12 protein-coding genes and 1 pseudogene are annotated in these 15,323 nt (G+C 41.7%); 4 read left to right on the plus strand and 9 right to left on the minus strand.

The features are described from left to right. Positions 1 to 30: 30 nt before the first annotated feature. The 8 genes from ACNJYY_RS19125 to ACNJYY_RS19160 form a co-directional block, all read right to left on the minus strand. Entirely contained in the window at positions 31 to 852 is an 822-nt protein-coding gene (locus ACNJYY_RS19125) for a carbohydrate ABC transporter permease (protein WP_416729696.1), read from the minus strand. Between the two features lie 18 nt (positions 853 to 870). Beyond that, positions 871 to 1,815 (minus strand): carbohydrate ABC transporter permease, encoded by a 945-nt coding sequence (locus ACNJYY_RS19130; protein ID WP_416729697.1) that lies wholly within the window; start codon positions 1,813 to 1,815, stop codon positions 871 to 873. 67 nt (positions 1,816 to 1,882) lie between these two features. Further along, positions 1,883 to 3,211, minus strand: a complete 1,329-nt coding sequence (locus ACNJYY_RS19135; protein ID WP_416729698.1) for an ABC transporter substrate-binding protein — start codon at positions 3,209 to 3,211, stop codon at positions 1,883 to 1,885. Between the two features lie 395 nt (positions 3,212 to 3,606). Beyond that, on the minus strand, positions 3,607 to 5,970 hold the full coding sequence (locus ACNJYY_RS19140; RefSeq protein WP_416729699.1) for a glycoside hydrolase family 10 protein: 2,364 nt from the start codon (positions 5,968 to 5,970) through the stop codon (positions 3,607 to 3,609). Positions 5,971 to 6,149: 179 nt separating this feature from the next. Beyond that, complete coding sequence (nagB, locus tag ACNJYY_RS19145) at positions 6,150 to 6,899, minus strand: glucosamine-6-phosphate deaminase (protein WP_416729700.1); 750 nt, start codon at positions 6,897 to 6,899, stop codon at positions 6,150 to 6,152. Next, positions 6,896 to 8,083, minus strand: coding sequence for an N-acetylglucosamine-6-phosphate deacetylase (nagA, locus tag ACNJYY_RS19150; protein ID WP_416729701.1), 1,188 nt, complete (start codon positions 8,081 to 8,083; stop codon positions 6,896 to 6,898). The genes nagB and nagA overlap by 4 nt, the downstream gene beginning before the upstream one ends. Positions 8,084 to 8,115: 32 nt before the next feature. Further along, positions 8,116 to 8,913: a MurR/RpiR family transcriptional regulator gene (locus ACNJYY_RS19155; protein WP_416729702.1), complete on the minus strand. Its 798-nt coding sequence runs from the start codon at positions 8,911 to 8,913 to the stop codon at positions 8,116 to 8,118. Positions 8,914 to 8,928: 15 nt separating this feature from the next. Next, a complete protein-coding gene (locus tag ACNJYY_RS19160) occupies positions 8,929 to 9,609 on the minus strand; it encodes an N-acetylmannosamine-6-phosphate 2-epimerase (protein WP_416729703.1) in 681 nt (226 codons plus the stop codon). Between the two features lie 566 nt (positions 9,610 to 10,175). Here ACNJYY_RS19160 and ACNJYY_RS19165 point away from each other — a divergent pair. Further along, a pseudogene (locus ACNJYY_RS19165) lies at positions 10,176 to 10,993 on the plus strand (nuclease-related domain-containing protein). Between the two features lie 236 nt (positions 10,994 to 11,229). On the opposite strand, the gene manA reads toward ACNJYY_RS19165, so the two are convergent. After that, complete coding sequence (manA, locus tag ACNJYY_RS19170) at positions 11,230 to 12,189, minus strand: mannose-6-phosphate isomerase, class I (protein WP_416731911.1); 960 nt, start codon at positions 12,187 to 12,189, stop codon at positions 11,230 to 11,232. 216 nt (positions 12,190 to 12,405) lie between these two features. Here manA and pxpB point away from each other — a divergent pair, with 216 nt between their 5' ends. From pxpB to ACNJYY_RS19185, 3 genes are read left to right on the plus strand one after another with little or no spacing between them, the layout of a single operon-like run. Continuing rightward, the gene (pxpB, locus tag ACNJYY_RS19175; protein ID WP_416729704.1) at positions 12,406 to 13,107 is read left to right on the plus strand and encodes a 5-oxoprolinase subunit PxpB; all 702 of its coding nucleotides are present in this window, start codon (positions 12,406 to 12,408) and stop codon (positions 13,105 to 13,107) included. Further along, positions 13,104 to 14,117 (plus strand): biotin-dependent carboxyltransferase family protein, encoded by a 1,014-nt coding sequence (locus ACNJYY_RS19180; protein ID WP_416729705.1) that lies wholly within the window; start codon positions 13,104 to 13,106, stop codon positions 14,115 to 14,117. The genes pxpB and ACNJYY_RS19180 overlap by 4 nt, the downstream gene beginning before the upstream one ends. A 15-nt stretch (positions 14,118 to 14,132) precedes the next feature. Further along, positions 14,133 to 15,323: an NRAMP family divalent metal transporter gene (locus ACNJYY_RS19185; protein WP_416729706.1), complete on the plus strand. Its 1,191-nt coding sequence runs from the start codon at positions 14,133 to 14,135 to the stop codon at positions 15,321 to 15,323.

The following is a 15,323-nucleotide window of genomic DNA, read 5'->3' on the forward strand; positions in this document are numbered from 1 at the left end:
CACCTCTTAAAGATTTTGTAATGTAACGTTTTATCCTTTTACCGCTCCGTCTGTTGCTCCTGAAATAAAGTACTTTTGCAGCCAAATAAAGATTAGTAAAGTAGGAATTGTCGTTAGTATGGATGCGGCAGAGATTAATTTTAAATTGGATCCGTCAAAGTTCTGTGAAAGCTGTGCGAGCCCGATGGATAACGTGTACATGCTGCTTTCTGTTGAGTTAAGCAGCGGCCATAAGTAATCACCCCATGTGCCCATAAAAGTGAAGATTGCCAGAGTTACAAGTGTTGGTTTCACAAGTGGCAATACGACGAGATACCAGACTTTAAAGCGGTTGGCACCGTCTAAGTAAGCCGATTCTTCAAGTTCTTTTGGGATACGCAGATACGCTTGGCGCATTAAAAAGATTCCGAACGCTGTTGAAACCTGCATCACAACAAGACCGATATGTGTGTTTCTTAGTCCAAGTTCTCCTGCTAGCTGAAAAAGTGGAGCCATGTATAGCTGAAACGGAACCATCATCGTTGAGATGATCAGTGCCAGAACAACACTGCGTCCTTTAAACTCCATTCGTGCAAGCGGATATGCCGCTAAACTGCAGAACAACAGATTTAGAGGAATCGCTATAGCGGTTATTATCGCTGTGTTCATAAAATAAAGTCCAAAGTTCGCTTTTTCAAAGGCCGTTACGAAGTTTGCGAGTGTTGGGTCTTTTGGAAGAAGACTTGTGTAGATGCCTTCGCTTCCTGATTTCATCGCCATAAATAATGTGATCAGAAACGGTCCGACCGTTAGTACGGTGATGAGTACCATAACGGCGTAAAGCCATATTTTACTGTTTTGTTTTGATTTCATGATTTCCCCCCCAATCTATTAAACGCGCAGATCGTCTTCGCGTTTACTTGTTAACTTCATCTGTAAAAGTGATGCAGCGATCGCAAGTACGAGTAACACGATACCTGCAGCAGACGCAATACTTACGTCAAGACTCATAAATTTGTTGTAGATGTACATAACGAGTGTAGTGGTCGCACCTGATGGACCACCGCCCGTTGTTAAGGCGATCTCTTCAAAAACTTTCATTCCGGCAATGATCGTCATAACCGATACGAGTGTAATAGATGGCGTCAACATCGGAATTGTAATCTTCGTAAACTGCTTCCAAACAGATGCTCCATCAATACTTGCAGACTCATAAACATCTTTTGGAATCGATTGCAGACCAGCTAAATAGATGATCATATAATAGCCGAGCCCTTTCCATACGGTGATGGCTGCTACAGCTGTTAGTGCTGTTGATGACTGAACCAGTAGATTGGTAGGACCATCGAACACGCCTAGTTTTACTAAAAACTCAGAGATAATACCGCTTTGTGAATAAAGCATTTTCCACATGAGCGCAGCTACTACCATTGGTGTGATAACTGGGAGATAGTAAAGAACGCGGAACGTGCCGGCTCCTCTTATTCTTTGGTTTACAAGGACTGCTAAAATCATTGGTAAAAAGACGTTTAACGGCAGGACGATCACAAGGAAAGTCAGCGTATTGATTAACGCAACCCAGAAATACTTATCTGCAAACATCTCTTTAAAGTTAGCTAGACCAACATATTCTCCAGTACCCGCAATGATTTTATAATCCAGAAAACTCCACTTAAACGCTTCTAGAATCGGATACACTAAAAACGTAGCTAGAATCACGATAGCTGGCAGTAAAAACAGCCATGGCGTAAGGAACTTCATGCTTAACTTTTTCTTCTTTTTTGTTGCTTTGATTTTTGTTTTTACATTTGGCAGCACAACAGGTTCTCTGTTCATGATAGAACCCCCCTTTTAAAAAGTAGAGACTAGGCTTTATAAAAAGCTAGTCTCTTCATCTACTACATTAGAATGTTACTTTTTCACCAGATTTTTCAAACGCTTTGTTCCATTCAGAAGCAAGTTCCTTTAACGCTTCTTTCGGAGATAGTTTACCTTGTAAGTTTTGGATAAAGATGTTCTTTGTAGCTGTACGCAGGTCAGCACTGTTTTCCGTTGGAGGAATGAGTACTTCTGCACGGCTTAAAGACTTAGAAGCTTCTAACATACCGAATGCTTTTGGAGAATCTCCTGGATTCTTGAAGTAGTCATCTTCTAGAGATTTCTTTGTAGCCGGAAGAACAGTGCCTGCCGTTTTAGCGAATTCTAATTGGTTTTCAGCATTAGATACAAACTCAGCAAGTGCTACAGCAGCATCTTCGTTCTTTGTTTTTGCTGGAACCGCAAAGTTCATAACCGCTACGTTCACTGGTGCATCATCTGCGTTCAACGGTTGTCCTGCTTTAGAAGCTTTGTACACTTCAGGAGCTCCTGACTCAATCGGTCCTAGGAAAGTTACGCCGCCTTCAAGCATTGAAACGTTTCCTGCCATGTAAAGCTCTTGACCTGTTTTAATTGAACCTTCCGCTGCTTCTTGAGGAATGATTCCTTCTTTATACATCTTCTGAGTTGCCTCAAAGAATTCTAATAGATCTTTGTTATCTGCAAACTTAGCTTTACCATCTTCTACGATAGGAGTTCCGTTCGCGATTGAAACCATTTTTTCCATGATCGTGTTTCCGTCATTGATAACCGGGAAGTATGATGGTTTACCCGTTGCGTCTTTTACTTTTTTCGCAGCTTCATAAAGTCCCTTCGTATCGGTAGGAAGCTCTGAAACGCCTGCTTTTGAGAAAGCATCATTGTTATACCAAGAAACAGTTGTTGTTAAGTACCATGGCAAAGCATATAGCTTATCGTCATACATACCAGACTCGTATGGTCCTTCTACAAAAGAGTCCTTCGTCTCGTCGCTCACCGCATCTGTAAGATCTAATAGTCCGCCTTGAGCAGCAATGTTAGACATATAATGAGGATTTAAGTTAACAACATCAGGAACATCGTCACCTGTGAGCGATGTTAACACTTTTTGCTCCATCTCATTTTGAGGAACATCTTCGATCACAACATCAAGTTTCGGATGAAGCTTTTCGAAGTCTTTTTCGATATTTTTGAAGTAGGTGTCAAATGGCTCACCTGCTAATGACGCTGTCCAAAGTGTAACTTCTCCGGAAAGCTCTCCATCTTTAGCAGACCCTTTCGCCTTATCATCCTCTCCGTTGCTGCACGCGATCAAACTTAGTGACAATGCTGCTGCTAATGAACCAGAAACCCATGTTTTTGTACGTTTCTTCACTTTTCATTTCCCCCTCAGAAACATTTTGGTAAGCGTTTTCTTAATATCTCAATTATAAAAGTTAAATTAAGAGATTTCAATCCATTTTAAAAATAATTTTCATTTTTCATCAATTACTGAAAATTAATTTCTTCACTTACTGATTAGACGTATGACTGCGCTTTTACGGTACGTGATTTTATAGTTTGTTACACGTTCGCTCCGATCATAGGTGGTTTCACTCCAACTAGTTTGGGTTTCGCTCAGAAATACTTATGTTTCACTCCAACATGGTTAAGTTTCACCCCGTAGGATCGTCATTTCACTCCGTACCAACCTAAAAAGAAAAAGCTGACAACAATAGGTCACTAGATGTACCTTTTGAGCCAGCATTTCAATTTTTAAGTAGAGTGAAATTACTTTTGATGCTTTAAAGCGTAGTTCACCCACATTTTCGCATCAAGAAGATCGGCTTTCATTCTCTCTCCTACCACTGGAGCAAGTTTTTCGTCCGAGACTGCCTTTTCTACTTTCGCCACAGTAGAATCAAACAGGACAGAACTGTTCTTAATATCTTTTTCCACTGCTTTATTGAGTTTCTTGATCGCTAGTTTAAGAGAAATGCCTTCTTTTTTATTTATTGCACCTTGAGGTATATAGATTTTCGTTATTTGTTTTTCAATATCTTTTAAAACGGTTTGTGTAGCATGAATCGGTTCCTCACCAGGGTTCACTGCCTTCTCACGCCAAGGCCCTTTACCAAGAGCATCTACAGACGGCGCACTCGCTTGGCCAAAAGCAAACATGTTCACACCAGATGTTCCATATTTCGCAGACATGACGTCACTCACACTCGCCATCTCACTTAAGTGATGATAGAACGAATAGATTCCCGTGTAGTACATCGTTCCTTCAGGCATCAGTTTCTTGCTGTCTGTTACCGTTTTCTGAATGCTGTTGAAGTCGTGACCATACGCTTGCGGGATAACACCATCAATGTCATCTTTCCAGTCGCTGATCTGTACCGCTTCAGGTCCTGGTTCAGGTGTTGCCGTCAACATGAACTTTTTGTTCATCTCTTTTGTTTGAACGTGAAGTTTATCAACAAAATCGTTTTCACGCTCTCGCAGCCAATTGAGCCATCTTTCCCACTCAGCAGGTGTTGTTGTTGGTGATAGTGTGTACGGATCAATTCCTGTCTTCTCTTGATAAAGTTGTTTTGTTCTCTCACTGAAACCATAGCTCTCTTCAAACTTATGATGAGGGTAACGCATATAATCAATGTTCAGACCTTTGATGTCATAGTCTTTCTGCATCTCTTTATAAATCTCTAACATGAAATCCTGAACGTCAGGCTGTGCGATATCAAGCCAGTAATATTTGCTCGCTGTATCTGGCTTGAACGTTCCTGTTGTGTTGCTGCGCTGAATCGCTGCCCACTCTGGATACTTCGCGAATTGTGATGGAACCCCTATACTGCTCTCCCCGATCATGAATCCATCGGTCCACGCCTGGATTGTCATGCCGCGTTTTTTCCCTTCTTTTACATAAGCGTCAAGTAGATCTTTGCCATATTGCCCGTAGTCAGCATTCGCAAAACGCGGGTGCTGTGCCGGCAGACCATATTTCTCCATGATCTCACTTGGATAGATTGTATAACCCCAGAACGTTGTTTCTAAATAGACGGAGTTGAAGCCTGCTTTTTCCATGCGATCAAGAACTTGCTTTACACCTTCAAGTGTTGTTTCTTCTGGACGATACCAGATCGCACGCTGCTCTGCTTTATGAGAAGCAAGGGAATAATAGTACGCATCGTAAGCGGATTGCGTTGCTTGTCTTGTTCTATCCAATGATTTTACAGGATCGCTTGTTTTGATCGCTTCCGCTTCTGCTAAAAGTGTCTCCGCTTTTTGAATCGCAGCATTCGCTTCTTCAAACGTGACATCTAAATACTCTGCTTTTGCTTTTTCGATAGATGACTTTGCTAGATCAATCGCTTGTTTACTTTGGTATTGGAAACTTTCAACGTCCTGTACGATTTCCACAACACCGTTTGCGCTCACATTGACCTTTGCACCAATGATGGAGTTGGAAGAGATCCAGCTGGAATTCACTCCATGCCCGCTCACGACAAAACCGTTTTTAGGAATCTTAGAGTTTCCGCCTCCAAGTTTTGTAACAAAACCGTTCTCTACTGTAATTTCATAGCCATATTGATTCGTTTTTGTGGACTCACCGAACGCGGGAGTATAAACGATTAACTGATCAGGTCCACGGAATCCATCAAACACAGCTCCACCTGGATTTGACGCTCTCGTAGGGTTTACCGCATGTGACTGTTTTTGTTCACGTTTCTCAGTTGGCTCAGTCAATGTAACGGACTCTCCCGCTTCTAACTGCGTTAAAAAGTTCCTGATTTCTGTTGTTGAAATATCTCCAGTTGATAAAACGAGCCCGTTCTCAGGAATAGCGCTGTCACCATCTGTGTCTTTTACAACACGGTATGTATTTACGCCTGTTTTTTCTAAGACTACTTCCATACTTCCTTTTTGTGTTTCGGTGTAATAACTAAATTCATCGTTAAATAAGATCAGTTTGTTATCATTGGCTAGCTGATTCTTGCCGTTGATTGCCATTTGATCGCCTGACTCATCTTTTACGGACAGGACATTATAAGGTACATTTTTTTGGGCTTTAACCGAACCTGACAGGTCAACAGCTGAAAATACAAGACTAGTAGCAAGGAGGGAACCCGTTAAGACTTTAATTTTTTTCTTCATAATCAGTCTCCTTTTATTGTTTTGGTAACGCTTTCAAATTATTATAATGTCTTTCTAAATTATTTTCACTATTATTATTTTTGTGAAATTTATTTTCATTTTCTTATTTGATTAGGGCGGACAAGGGATTTCAGTATGGAAACACGAAAAAAGACCCTGTTAAAAAAGGGTCTTTTTACTTATGTTTTTAAATCTGCATTTTTTACTAGTGACAGTGCCTCTTCGTCTGCAAGAATCGTTACGTTCGGATGATTTTTTAACGCAGATGCTGGCAGCTGCTCATCCACTTCATCTGTTGTTAACAATTGCTTCATCACTTCGGCTTTATTGATGCCTGAAACAAGAAGTAAGATCTGCTTTGCTTTTAAAATGGACGCAATACCCATTGTGATAGCTTGCGTTGGTACATCTTCTAAACGTCGAAAAAAACGAGCATTCGCTTTGCGTGTTGTTTCAGCAAGCTTAACGATATGGGTGTGTGAAGAAAAAGAAGTGCCAGGTTCATTAAATCCAATATGACCGTTGCTTCCGATACCAAGAATTTGGATATCCACGCCTTCCCCTCGGTTCAGCTCTAAATCATACCGTTCGCATTCAGCTTCCAATTCCACTGCTGTTCCATCAGGGATATGAATTTGAGATTCAGGCACGTTAATATGAGCAAATAAATTTTCCTCCATAAAGTATCGGTAACTGTTAGGGTCTTCTGGATCCATTCCAACATACTCATCCAAATTGTAGGTGCACACACTCTCATAAGAGGTTCCGTTACTCCTGTAATCTTGAATCAATTCCTTATAAAGTCCGATCGGTGTTCCGCCTGTGGCTAGTCCTAGTTTGGCATCTGGCTTAGATTGAACTTTTCCGATAATGATTCTCGCCGCAATAGAGCTCATCTCATGATAATCTTTCACTTCTAAGACTTTCATGCTTCATCACCTCTCCGGTAAGCGATATGCCCTTTACAAAAAGTTATTACCACTTCATAGTCTTCGTCCAGAACTACAATGTCAGCATCTTTGCCTGGTGCAAGACTTCCTTTTCGGTCAAAAACGTTCAGCTCTTTTGCAGGATTAACAGACGTCATCAGAATGATGTCAAAAATCGAACATCCGGTAAATTGCATCATGTTCTTTACCGCTGCGTTCATCTTAATGATGCTGCCAGCGAGTGTTCCATCTTTTAAAGTCGCCGTCTCATGTTGAACGGTTACCTCCTGGCCACCAAGATCGTACTGCCCATCACCAAGACACTTTGCCCGCATCGCATCCGTCACTAACACGACTCTCTCATTTCCTTTTTGTTTATAAGTTAAAGAGATGAGTTCTGGCCTAACGTGGATCCCATCCGCGATCAGTTCAGTCGTTAGTTCACCGTGTAAAAGTGCCGCTCCGACAACTCCAGGCTCACGGTGGTGAAGTCCACGCATTCCGTTATAAAGGTGAGTCACATGAGAGGCACCGGCCTTCATTCCTGACACCACTTCTTCATATGACGCATCAGAGTGTCCGATCGACGCAACGATATTTTGTTCATGGAGATAGGAGATGACTTCAAGACTACCTTCGATTTCAGGTGCAATCGTAACGAGCTTAATGTAACCTGAAGCTAACTCCTGCCACTGTTTAAATAATTCTAAATCTGGTTTGATGATCGCGCCGACAGGCTGTGCACCTGCTCTTTTTTCAGAAATAAATGGTCCTTCAAGATGGATGCCGAGCGTTTCAGCTGTTCCTTCCACTTGCCCTGCTTCGATAAATAATCCTGCGTTTTCAAGCGCTTTTTCAATTTTGTTCTGGTCTTGCGTCATCGTTGTTGCGAGAAAGCTAGTGGTGCCTTCTTGAGGAAGAACGTTCGCAATGGTTTGCAGCGCATCAAAGGTAGCATCCATTGTGTCTGCACCTGCAGCTCCATGAATATGAACATCAATCATTCCAGGAACGACGTGATACGTTTCAGGGAATTCAATTATCTCTGTTTGATTGTCACCTGGATATGAGTCCTTACTCAAATCTATTATTTTTCCGTTTTGAATGGTGATTGAGCCTCTATGCATGGTTTGAGTCTCGCCGTAGATCGTTGCATTCTTTAAGGTGATTTTTTTTCTAACCATTACACTGCCTCCAATAAAGGGTGGGGAGTAGTCTAACTTTCCCGTGATTTGATTGCTTCTACCGTTTCCAAATATTTTTCTTCTCGTTTGCTATCCGATAAAAAATACAGACTGATCCTGTCGATTAAATATAATGTACTTAAATCTAATCCCGTTAAAAGGTGATGATTTCGAAGCGGATGCACCGTCCACAAAATAACATCTGAAATTTTGGTGAGTGGCGTTTCCCCGAAAGCTGTAAAAGCTATTACAACAGCTCCTTTTTCTTTTCCTTTAGAAATGGACTGAAGAAGATCTACAGTTTGTCCGGAACGAGAAAAAGCGAGAATCACATCACCTTTTTGCATGAGTGTGCTACGAATAACCATTAAGTGTGGATCAGTAATTGATTCACATACAAAACCCATTCTGCTTAAACGGTAGTTTAATTCTTGTGCCGCTAACCCAGAACTCCCAAGACCGTATATAAATATCCGCTTTGCTTTTGTCATGTGAGCTAAGACTTTCTGAAGTTGATCTCTGTCCCCTAGGTCTTGGACATCTGTCAGCATATCTCGATAAGAGGAGGAAAGCTGCTTTTCGATTCCCTCTTCTTCCTTGGATTCAGAACCCCCAGCAAGCCGCACTTTCATCTCTACAAAATTCCGGCATGACACCTTTTTCGCAAATCGAGTGATCGAGCTGATCGAAACGCCCGTTGTATCGGCAAGCTCCTGAATATGGCTTCGCGAAGCTTTTTCAGGATTGGCCAAAATGTAATTTGCTATTTTCTTTTCCTTATCAGATAGCGTGGAGAAAACGCTTTGTATTTCTTTGAGTAACGAAGCCATTGTTAAACATCCTTTTTATTTAGGAATTTGAGCAACAAAACGAGCTGTGATCTGCTGCGGACGCGTGATCGCCCCGCCTACAACAACAGAATAAGCACCGATATTAAGTACATCTCTTGCCATCTCAGGCGTCATAATGTTGCCTTCTGCAATCACTGGAAGAGATACCTCTTTTAACACCTCTTTTAAAAATTGAAAGTCATTTTCATACAGTCTGTGATTTTTAGATTCTTCGGTATATCCATAGAGTGTGGTAGACACACAATTAAAACCTAGTCTCTCCGCATTCTTAGCTTCTTCGATGGATGAGATATCAGCCATGAGTTGAACAGCCGGATTCTTAGCGCGGGCGTATGAAACGAGTTCCTCTAGAGTGAGCGCTTTCGGTCTTTCTCTGAATGTCGCATCTATTGCAATCATTTCACAGCCGCTCTCGATTAATTCATCTATTTCTATTTTTGTTGCGGTGATATAGATTTCGCTGTCACCATAATCTCTTTTCACGATTCCAATAACCGGCAGATCCACTTCTTGTTTGATCGCCAGTATGTCATCTTTGGAGTTCGCACGAATACCAGATGCTCCCCCTTCTTTTGCAGCAAGAGCTAGTTTGGACATGATAAAAGAGCTATGCAGCGGTTCATTTTCTAGCGCTTGGCATGATACGACTAAACCTTTTTTGATTTGTTTTAACATATGATTTACCTGCCATTTCTTCATATTTACATGAAAATAATAATCAAATTAACTATCATTTTGGTAATAATTTTCTTAACACTATTAAAATAGCATATTTCATGAGTTGAAAACAAAGAAATTTTATTGTGCATGCAAGTTGATAGCTCACATGTGAATTGTTTACGGTACGTGTTATTTTATTTGTTATACGTTCGCTCAAATCCGACTTCGTTTTACTCCAACTCCGTTTCTTTTCGCTCATTGAAGTAGCGTTTTCGCTCCAACGGTAACTAGTTTCGCTCAGAAAGTTCACTGTTTCACCCAGACTCGTACTTTTCTAATGTAAGAACCACAGAATTTTTTTTTGATGGTGGAGGATTTTGTCTAAAAAAGTAGAAATAATGCTCAAAACTATAAAGGAGAGATCAATGATAATAAAAGAAGCTTCAGAGTCTATTAAAATTAAAAAACTAAAGTTGATTATGAAGAGATTTCCACTTCACCATCCTGTTCGTAATGAAATCGAAGTTGAATTAATTAAAAGTGTGACCGGTTATAATGGTGAAAAATCCCTCGACTATCACATGGAGTTACTACCTAAAGACGAAACTTTCATTTTCCATGATCTTCGCCTGCCTTTTGGGGCAAACTACTTTCAAATCGACATCCTCATTTTAACGCCAACTTTTTTCTCATACTCGAAGTTAAAAACATGTCCGGCACATTGATTTTTGACCAAGAATTTTACCAACTGATACGAATATACAAAGACAAAGAGGAGGTTTTCCCTGACCCTATTTCACAAGTTTATCGACAAACACATTTATTGAGAGAATGGCTCAAACAACAGAAATTCCCCTATATTCCCATCGAATCACTCGTTGTCGTAAGTAACTCCAACACACGTGTTAAAAGCATTCCCCAGTATAAAGATATTTCAAATGTGGTTACTCATAGTGCGAATGTACTTGCAAAATTTCATGGATATCAGAACACTCGAACGAAAGACGTGATTTCTAAAAAAGATATTAAAAGATTATCTCGTCTTTTACTTAAGCATCATAGCGAACCGAACCATAACTATTTTCAACAATTTTCAATCACTGAAAGCGACTTGTTAAAAGGAGTGGCTTGTACAGAGTGCCTTAAACTGCCTATGATTAGATCGAGGAGAAAGTGGTTTTGTCTAAAATGCGGGCATTATGACAAACTTGCCCACATTGAAGCTTTAAGAGAATATGCTTTTTTGTTGAAACCCTCTATTAGCAATAATGAATGCTGTGATTTTTTTCAAATCCCTTCTCGTCATATCGTCAAACACCTGCTAAATTCGATTGGACTTCCCACCTCCCAGTCTGGAAAACGCAAAATTTATCTTCTTGATGATTTATTACAAATGTAATGTTCTGTAATGTTACTGTTTTACGGTACGTGTTATTTTATTTGTTACACGTTCGCTCATACACTGCAGGGTTTCACTCCAAACATTATGCTTTTCGCTCAGTCAACTGCTGTTTTCGCTCCAATGGCATAGCGTTTCACTCTAATCAGCCTCCGTTTCGCTCACAAGCCCCACTCAATCCTGATATCAAACAAAAAAACAACCGGAATTCCAGCATTCCGGTTGTTTCATCTTCTCTATATACTCGGATGTGACACGATGAACCGTGCATTACCGTTCATTCCAAAGCTTTTTATTGTTGAAGGGACGATAAAATGATCACCTTTGCTAAACGTAGATGTCGTTCCACCTTCTACCTGCAGTTCACCTTCACCATCTAGGACGCTTACAAGCAAATAAGATGGATTTTCGACCTCGGCAACCGCTCCAGCCAGATTCCAATGATAAACAGTAAAGTAGCTCTCCTTCACCAGTTTTTTGATTCTTAAATCATCATTACCTGACAGCACCGGTTCAAAGTCAGCGTCTTCGTGTGGAATCATCGCGACTTCGATCGATTTTTCAATGTGCAGTTCACGAAGGTTTCCCTCATCATCACGACGGTCGTAATCGTACACACGATACGTAACATCTGAGCTTTGCTGCGTTTCAAGAATCATCGTGCCTGCACCTATTGCGTGGATCGTTCCGTTCGGTACATAGACGAAGTCACCTGGCTTGATCGCCACTTTACGAAGCAGCTCTTCCCAGCGGTTCTCATTTACCATCTCTTCAAACTGTAGTTTGGAACCCGCATGATGTCCATACACAAGCTCTGCTCCTGGCTCACAGTCGATCACGTACCAGCATTCTGTTTTACCAAATGCCTCGCCTTCCACTTCGCGTGCATACGAATCATCAGGGTGCACTTGAACGGACAGGTCGGTCTTTGCGTCCAAGATTTTTACAAGCAACGGAAAGTCTTCACCCTCTTGGTCTGCAAAAAGTTCTCGATGCTTATCCCATACTAAATTCAGTGGTTCTCCTTTTAATGGTCCGTTCACGACCTCACTCGGCCCGTGTGCATGGGCAGAAATTCCCCAGCACTCTCCGGTTGTTTCAGTCGGAATCTCATAACCGAACTCATCTCGAAGCTTCGTACCGCCCCAGATTCGGTCCTTGAATACAGGTTTTAGAAAAATAGGTTCATTATACACGCTTTTCACATCTCCCCACATGGGTATAGTCCCTCCCATTCTAAACGTTTGATTAAACATAAACCACCTGATACGAAAAAAAATTGGACTAGAAATTATTACTATCGGGAATCTAAGAATGTAGGTTTGATTTTGTTACATATTCCGATATACTAGACCTTTATAAATATACAAATATTCTGATTAATTTTACATAAAAAGACAGGAGATCTGACGATGAAATATACTATTGAGCCGCTTGGCGATAACAGCATGATCATTGAACTCGGACAAGACATGAGCCATGAGATCCAGCAAAAAGTCAAAAAAGTCTCCTCTTTCTTTGAAGAGAATAAGTTTGATTGGGTGATTGAAACCGTTCCTGGTTTTACGACTGTGGCTGTTTTTTATGATCCTTTGAAAATCAATACGACAACACTTCCTTATGATGATGTACGCGCATTTTTGGAACCGCTTTTAAAAAAATTAGAGATTGATGGTGACGCCGAACCTCGTGTGGTGGAAATTCCCGTCTGTTACGGCGGTGAATTTGGTCCAGACTTAGAGGAAGTTGCGAATCACAACGGACTAACGGTTGACGAAGTAATTGATATTCATTCGAATGGTGAATATACCGTTTATATGATCGGATTCGCCCCTGGCTTTCCGTATATCGGCGGCATGAGTGAAAAAATCGCAGCACCGAGACGAAGTAATCCAAGATTGAAAATTCCAGCCGGTTCTGTTGGAATCGCTGGCAAACAGACAGGCGTGTATCCGATCGAAACGCCTGGCGGATGGCAGCTGATCGGCAAAACACCTCAAAAGCTATTTACTCCAGAAGGTGAAACGCCTTCCCTGCTGCAAGCCGGTGACCAGATCAAGTTTGTACCGATCTCAGAAGAAGAGTTTCAAAGAATGGAGGAGGACGCGAGATGATTAAGATTACAAAGCCTGGCCTCCTAACGAGTGTTCAAGATCTAGGCCGTTACGGTTTTCAAAAATATGGTGTGATCACGAGTGGTGTCATGGATACAACCGCACATCGGATAGCAAATTCTTTAGTTGGAAATGCTGAGAATGAAGCAACGTTAGAACTTACGTTGCTCGGCCCTGATATGGAGTTTAGAGAAGACACGCTGATCTCGATCTGCGGCGGCAATTTGTCCCCTTCCATTGACGGGAAACCCGTGAAATTATGGCGCTCAGTGTTGGTGTCTGCTGGCAGCAAGCTAAAATTCGGCGGCTGTAAAACGGGCTGTCGTGCATATCTCGCTGTTGCGGGCGGTTTTGATGTACCCGAAGTGATGAACAGTAAATCTACATACTTACGAGCGGGTATCGGCGGACATAACGGAAAAGCTCTGCAGAATGAAGATGAGCTTTCTATTGGCGAGCCGAGTGAACTTTCCGGAAAAATAGCAAAAGTTTTAGCGGCACAGCTTGAAGAGAATAAATTCGTGGAGATGCAATGGACGATCTCGTCTGATTTTATCGCCTCATCTGCTTCTAAACCGCAAGTTCGAGTCATGAAGGGCAGACAGTACGACTGGTTTACAACAGAAAGCCAGATGAAGCTTTTTACCGATCATTTTGAAGTTACATCACAGTCAGATCGGATGGGTTATCGTTTAAAAGGACCTGAGCTCGCTCTCGAAGAGAAACAAGAGATGCTCTCTGAAGCTGTGAGCTTCGGAACGATTCAAGTTCCTTCAGAAGGGAACCCAATCGTACTGCTCGCTGACCGTCAAACTACCGGAGGATACCCAAAGATCGGGCAGATCGCAACCGTCGATCTTTCAATCATGGCGCAGCTTAAGCCTGGAGACAAAGTACAGTTCGTCGAAGTTTCACACGAAGTAGCCCAACAACTCTACTTAGATCGAGAAAAGAAATTGCATCAGTTAAAACAAGGAATCGCACTTAAAATACGACAAGAAACGAAGTAATTTAGGAGGTAAGTTATGAAGAAAGAGTCAAAAGCCAGTATTCTTTTAGGAGCAGCGTTCTTGATGGCTACATCAGCGATCGGACCAGGGTTTTTAACACAAACCACACACTTCACGTCCATTCTTGCCGCAAGTTTTGGTTTTGTCATTTTAACATCCATCATAATTGATATCGGCGCACAGATGAACGTATGGCGAATTATCGCTGTATCTGAAAAAAGAGCACAAGATATCGCAAACGCCGTACTTCCAGGCTTAGGTGTTTTCCTAGCTATATTGATTGTTATTGGAGGACTTGCATTTAACATCGGAAATATAGCCGGTGCTGGTCTTGGTTTAAATGTATTGTTCGGTGTCTCCCCTACAATGGGAGCTGTACTCAGCGGTATCGTTGCCATCTTAGTATTCGTTGTGCGCGAAGCTGGAAAAGCGATGGACCGTTTTACACAAGTTGCCGGCTTCGTCATGATCGCATTGACTGTATATGTGATGTTCACAGCCCAACCTCCTGTTGGAGAAGCGGTTGTTAAAACGTTCGTACCTGACACGATTGATATTCTAGCGATTGTTACGCTAGTCGGTGGAACAGTTGGTGGATATATCACGTTTGCCGGAGCACACAGATTGCTTGATGCAGGTATTAAAGGTAAAGAAAACTTAGGTGAAGTAACAAAAGGGTCGATCTCAGCAATCGGGATCGCATCTATCATGCGTATTTTCTTATTCTTAGCGGCACTTGGTATCGTGTCTCAAGGACTCGCACTTGATCCAGAGAACCCGCCAGCTTCTGTGTTCCAGTTAGCTGCCGGAAACATTGGCTACAAAATGTTCGGTGTTGTTATGTGGGCGGCTGCCATCACTTCTGTTGTTGGTGCAGCTTACACATCCGTTTCGTTTATTCGTACGTTGAATGCAACACTCGAAAAATACCATAAGTGGATCATCATCGGATTTATCGCCATTTCAACCATTGTCTTCGCGCTAGTTGGAAAACCGGTAGCGATTTTAATTCTAGTGGGAGCGTTAAACGGACTCATTTTACCGATTTCACTTGGTGTGATGCTGATTGCGGCGTACAAACCTAAAATCGTTGGAGATTACAAACATCCCATGTGGATGACTGTCTTTGGCGCTGTGATCGTTCTGATCATGGCCGCGATGAGTGTGTACACGATGTACACAGAAGTTCCGAAACTTTTCGCATAA

Origin of the sequence: Fictibacillus tiangongensis (genome assembly GCF_048083785.1) — a bacterium.
In the GTDB taxonomy this organism is placed as follows: Bacteria; Bacillota; Bacilli; order Bacillales; family Fictibacillaceae; genus Fictibacillus.

What these genes read in the sequence shown, in the direction of transcription:
- ACNJYY_RS19125 (WP_416729696.1), bottom strand. Translation starts at nt 852, where the DNA reads ATGAAATCAAAACAAAACAGTAAAATATGGCTTTACGCCGTTATGGTA.
- ACNJYY_RS19130 (WP_416729697.1), bottom strand. Translation starts at nt 1,815, where the DNA reads ATGAACAGAGAACCTGTTGTGCTGCCAAATGTAAAAACAAAAATCAAA.
- ACNJYY_RS19140 (WP_416729699.1), bottom strand. Translation starts at nt 5,970, where the DNA reads ATGAAGAAAAAAATTAAAGTCTTAACGGGTTCCCTCCTTGCTACTAGT.
- nagB (WP_416729700.1), bottom strand. Translation starts at nt 6,899, where the DNA reads ATGAAAGTCTTAGAAGTGAAAGATTATCATGAGATGAGCTCTATTGCG.
- nagA (WP_416729701.1), bottom strand. Translation starts at nt 8,083, where the DNA reads ATGGTTAGAAAAAAAATCACCTTAAAGAATGCAACGATCTACGGCGAG.
- ACNJYY_RS19155 (WP_416729702.1), bottom strand. Translation starts at nt 8,913, where the DNA reads ATGGCTTCGTTACTCAAAGAAATACAAAGCGTTTTCTCCACGCTATCT.
- ACNJYY_RS19160 (WP_416729703.1), bottom strand. Translation starts at nt 9,609, where the DNA reads ATGTTAAAACAAATCAAAAAAGGTTTAGTCGTATCATGCCAAGCGCTA.
- pxpB (WP_416729704.1), top strand. Translation starts at nt 12,406, where the DNA reads ATGAAATATACTATTGAGCCGCTTGGCGATAACAGCATGATCATTGAA.
- ACNJYY_RS19180 (WP_416729705.1), top strand. Translation starts at nt 13,104, where the DNA reads ATGATTAAGATTACAAAGCCTGGCCTCCTAACGAGTGTTCAAGATCTA.
- ACNJYY_RS19185 (WP_416729706.1), top strand. Translation starts at nt 14,133, where the DNA reads ATGAAGAAAGAGTCAAAAGCCAGTATTCTTTTAGGAGCAGCGTTCTTG.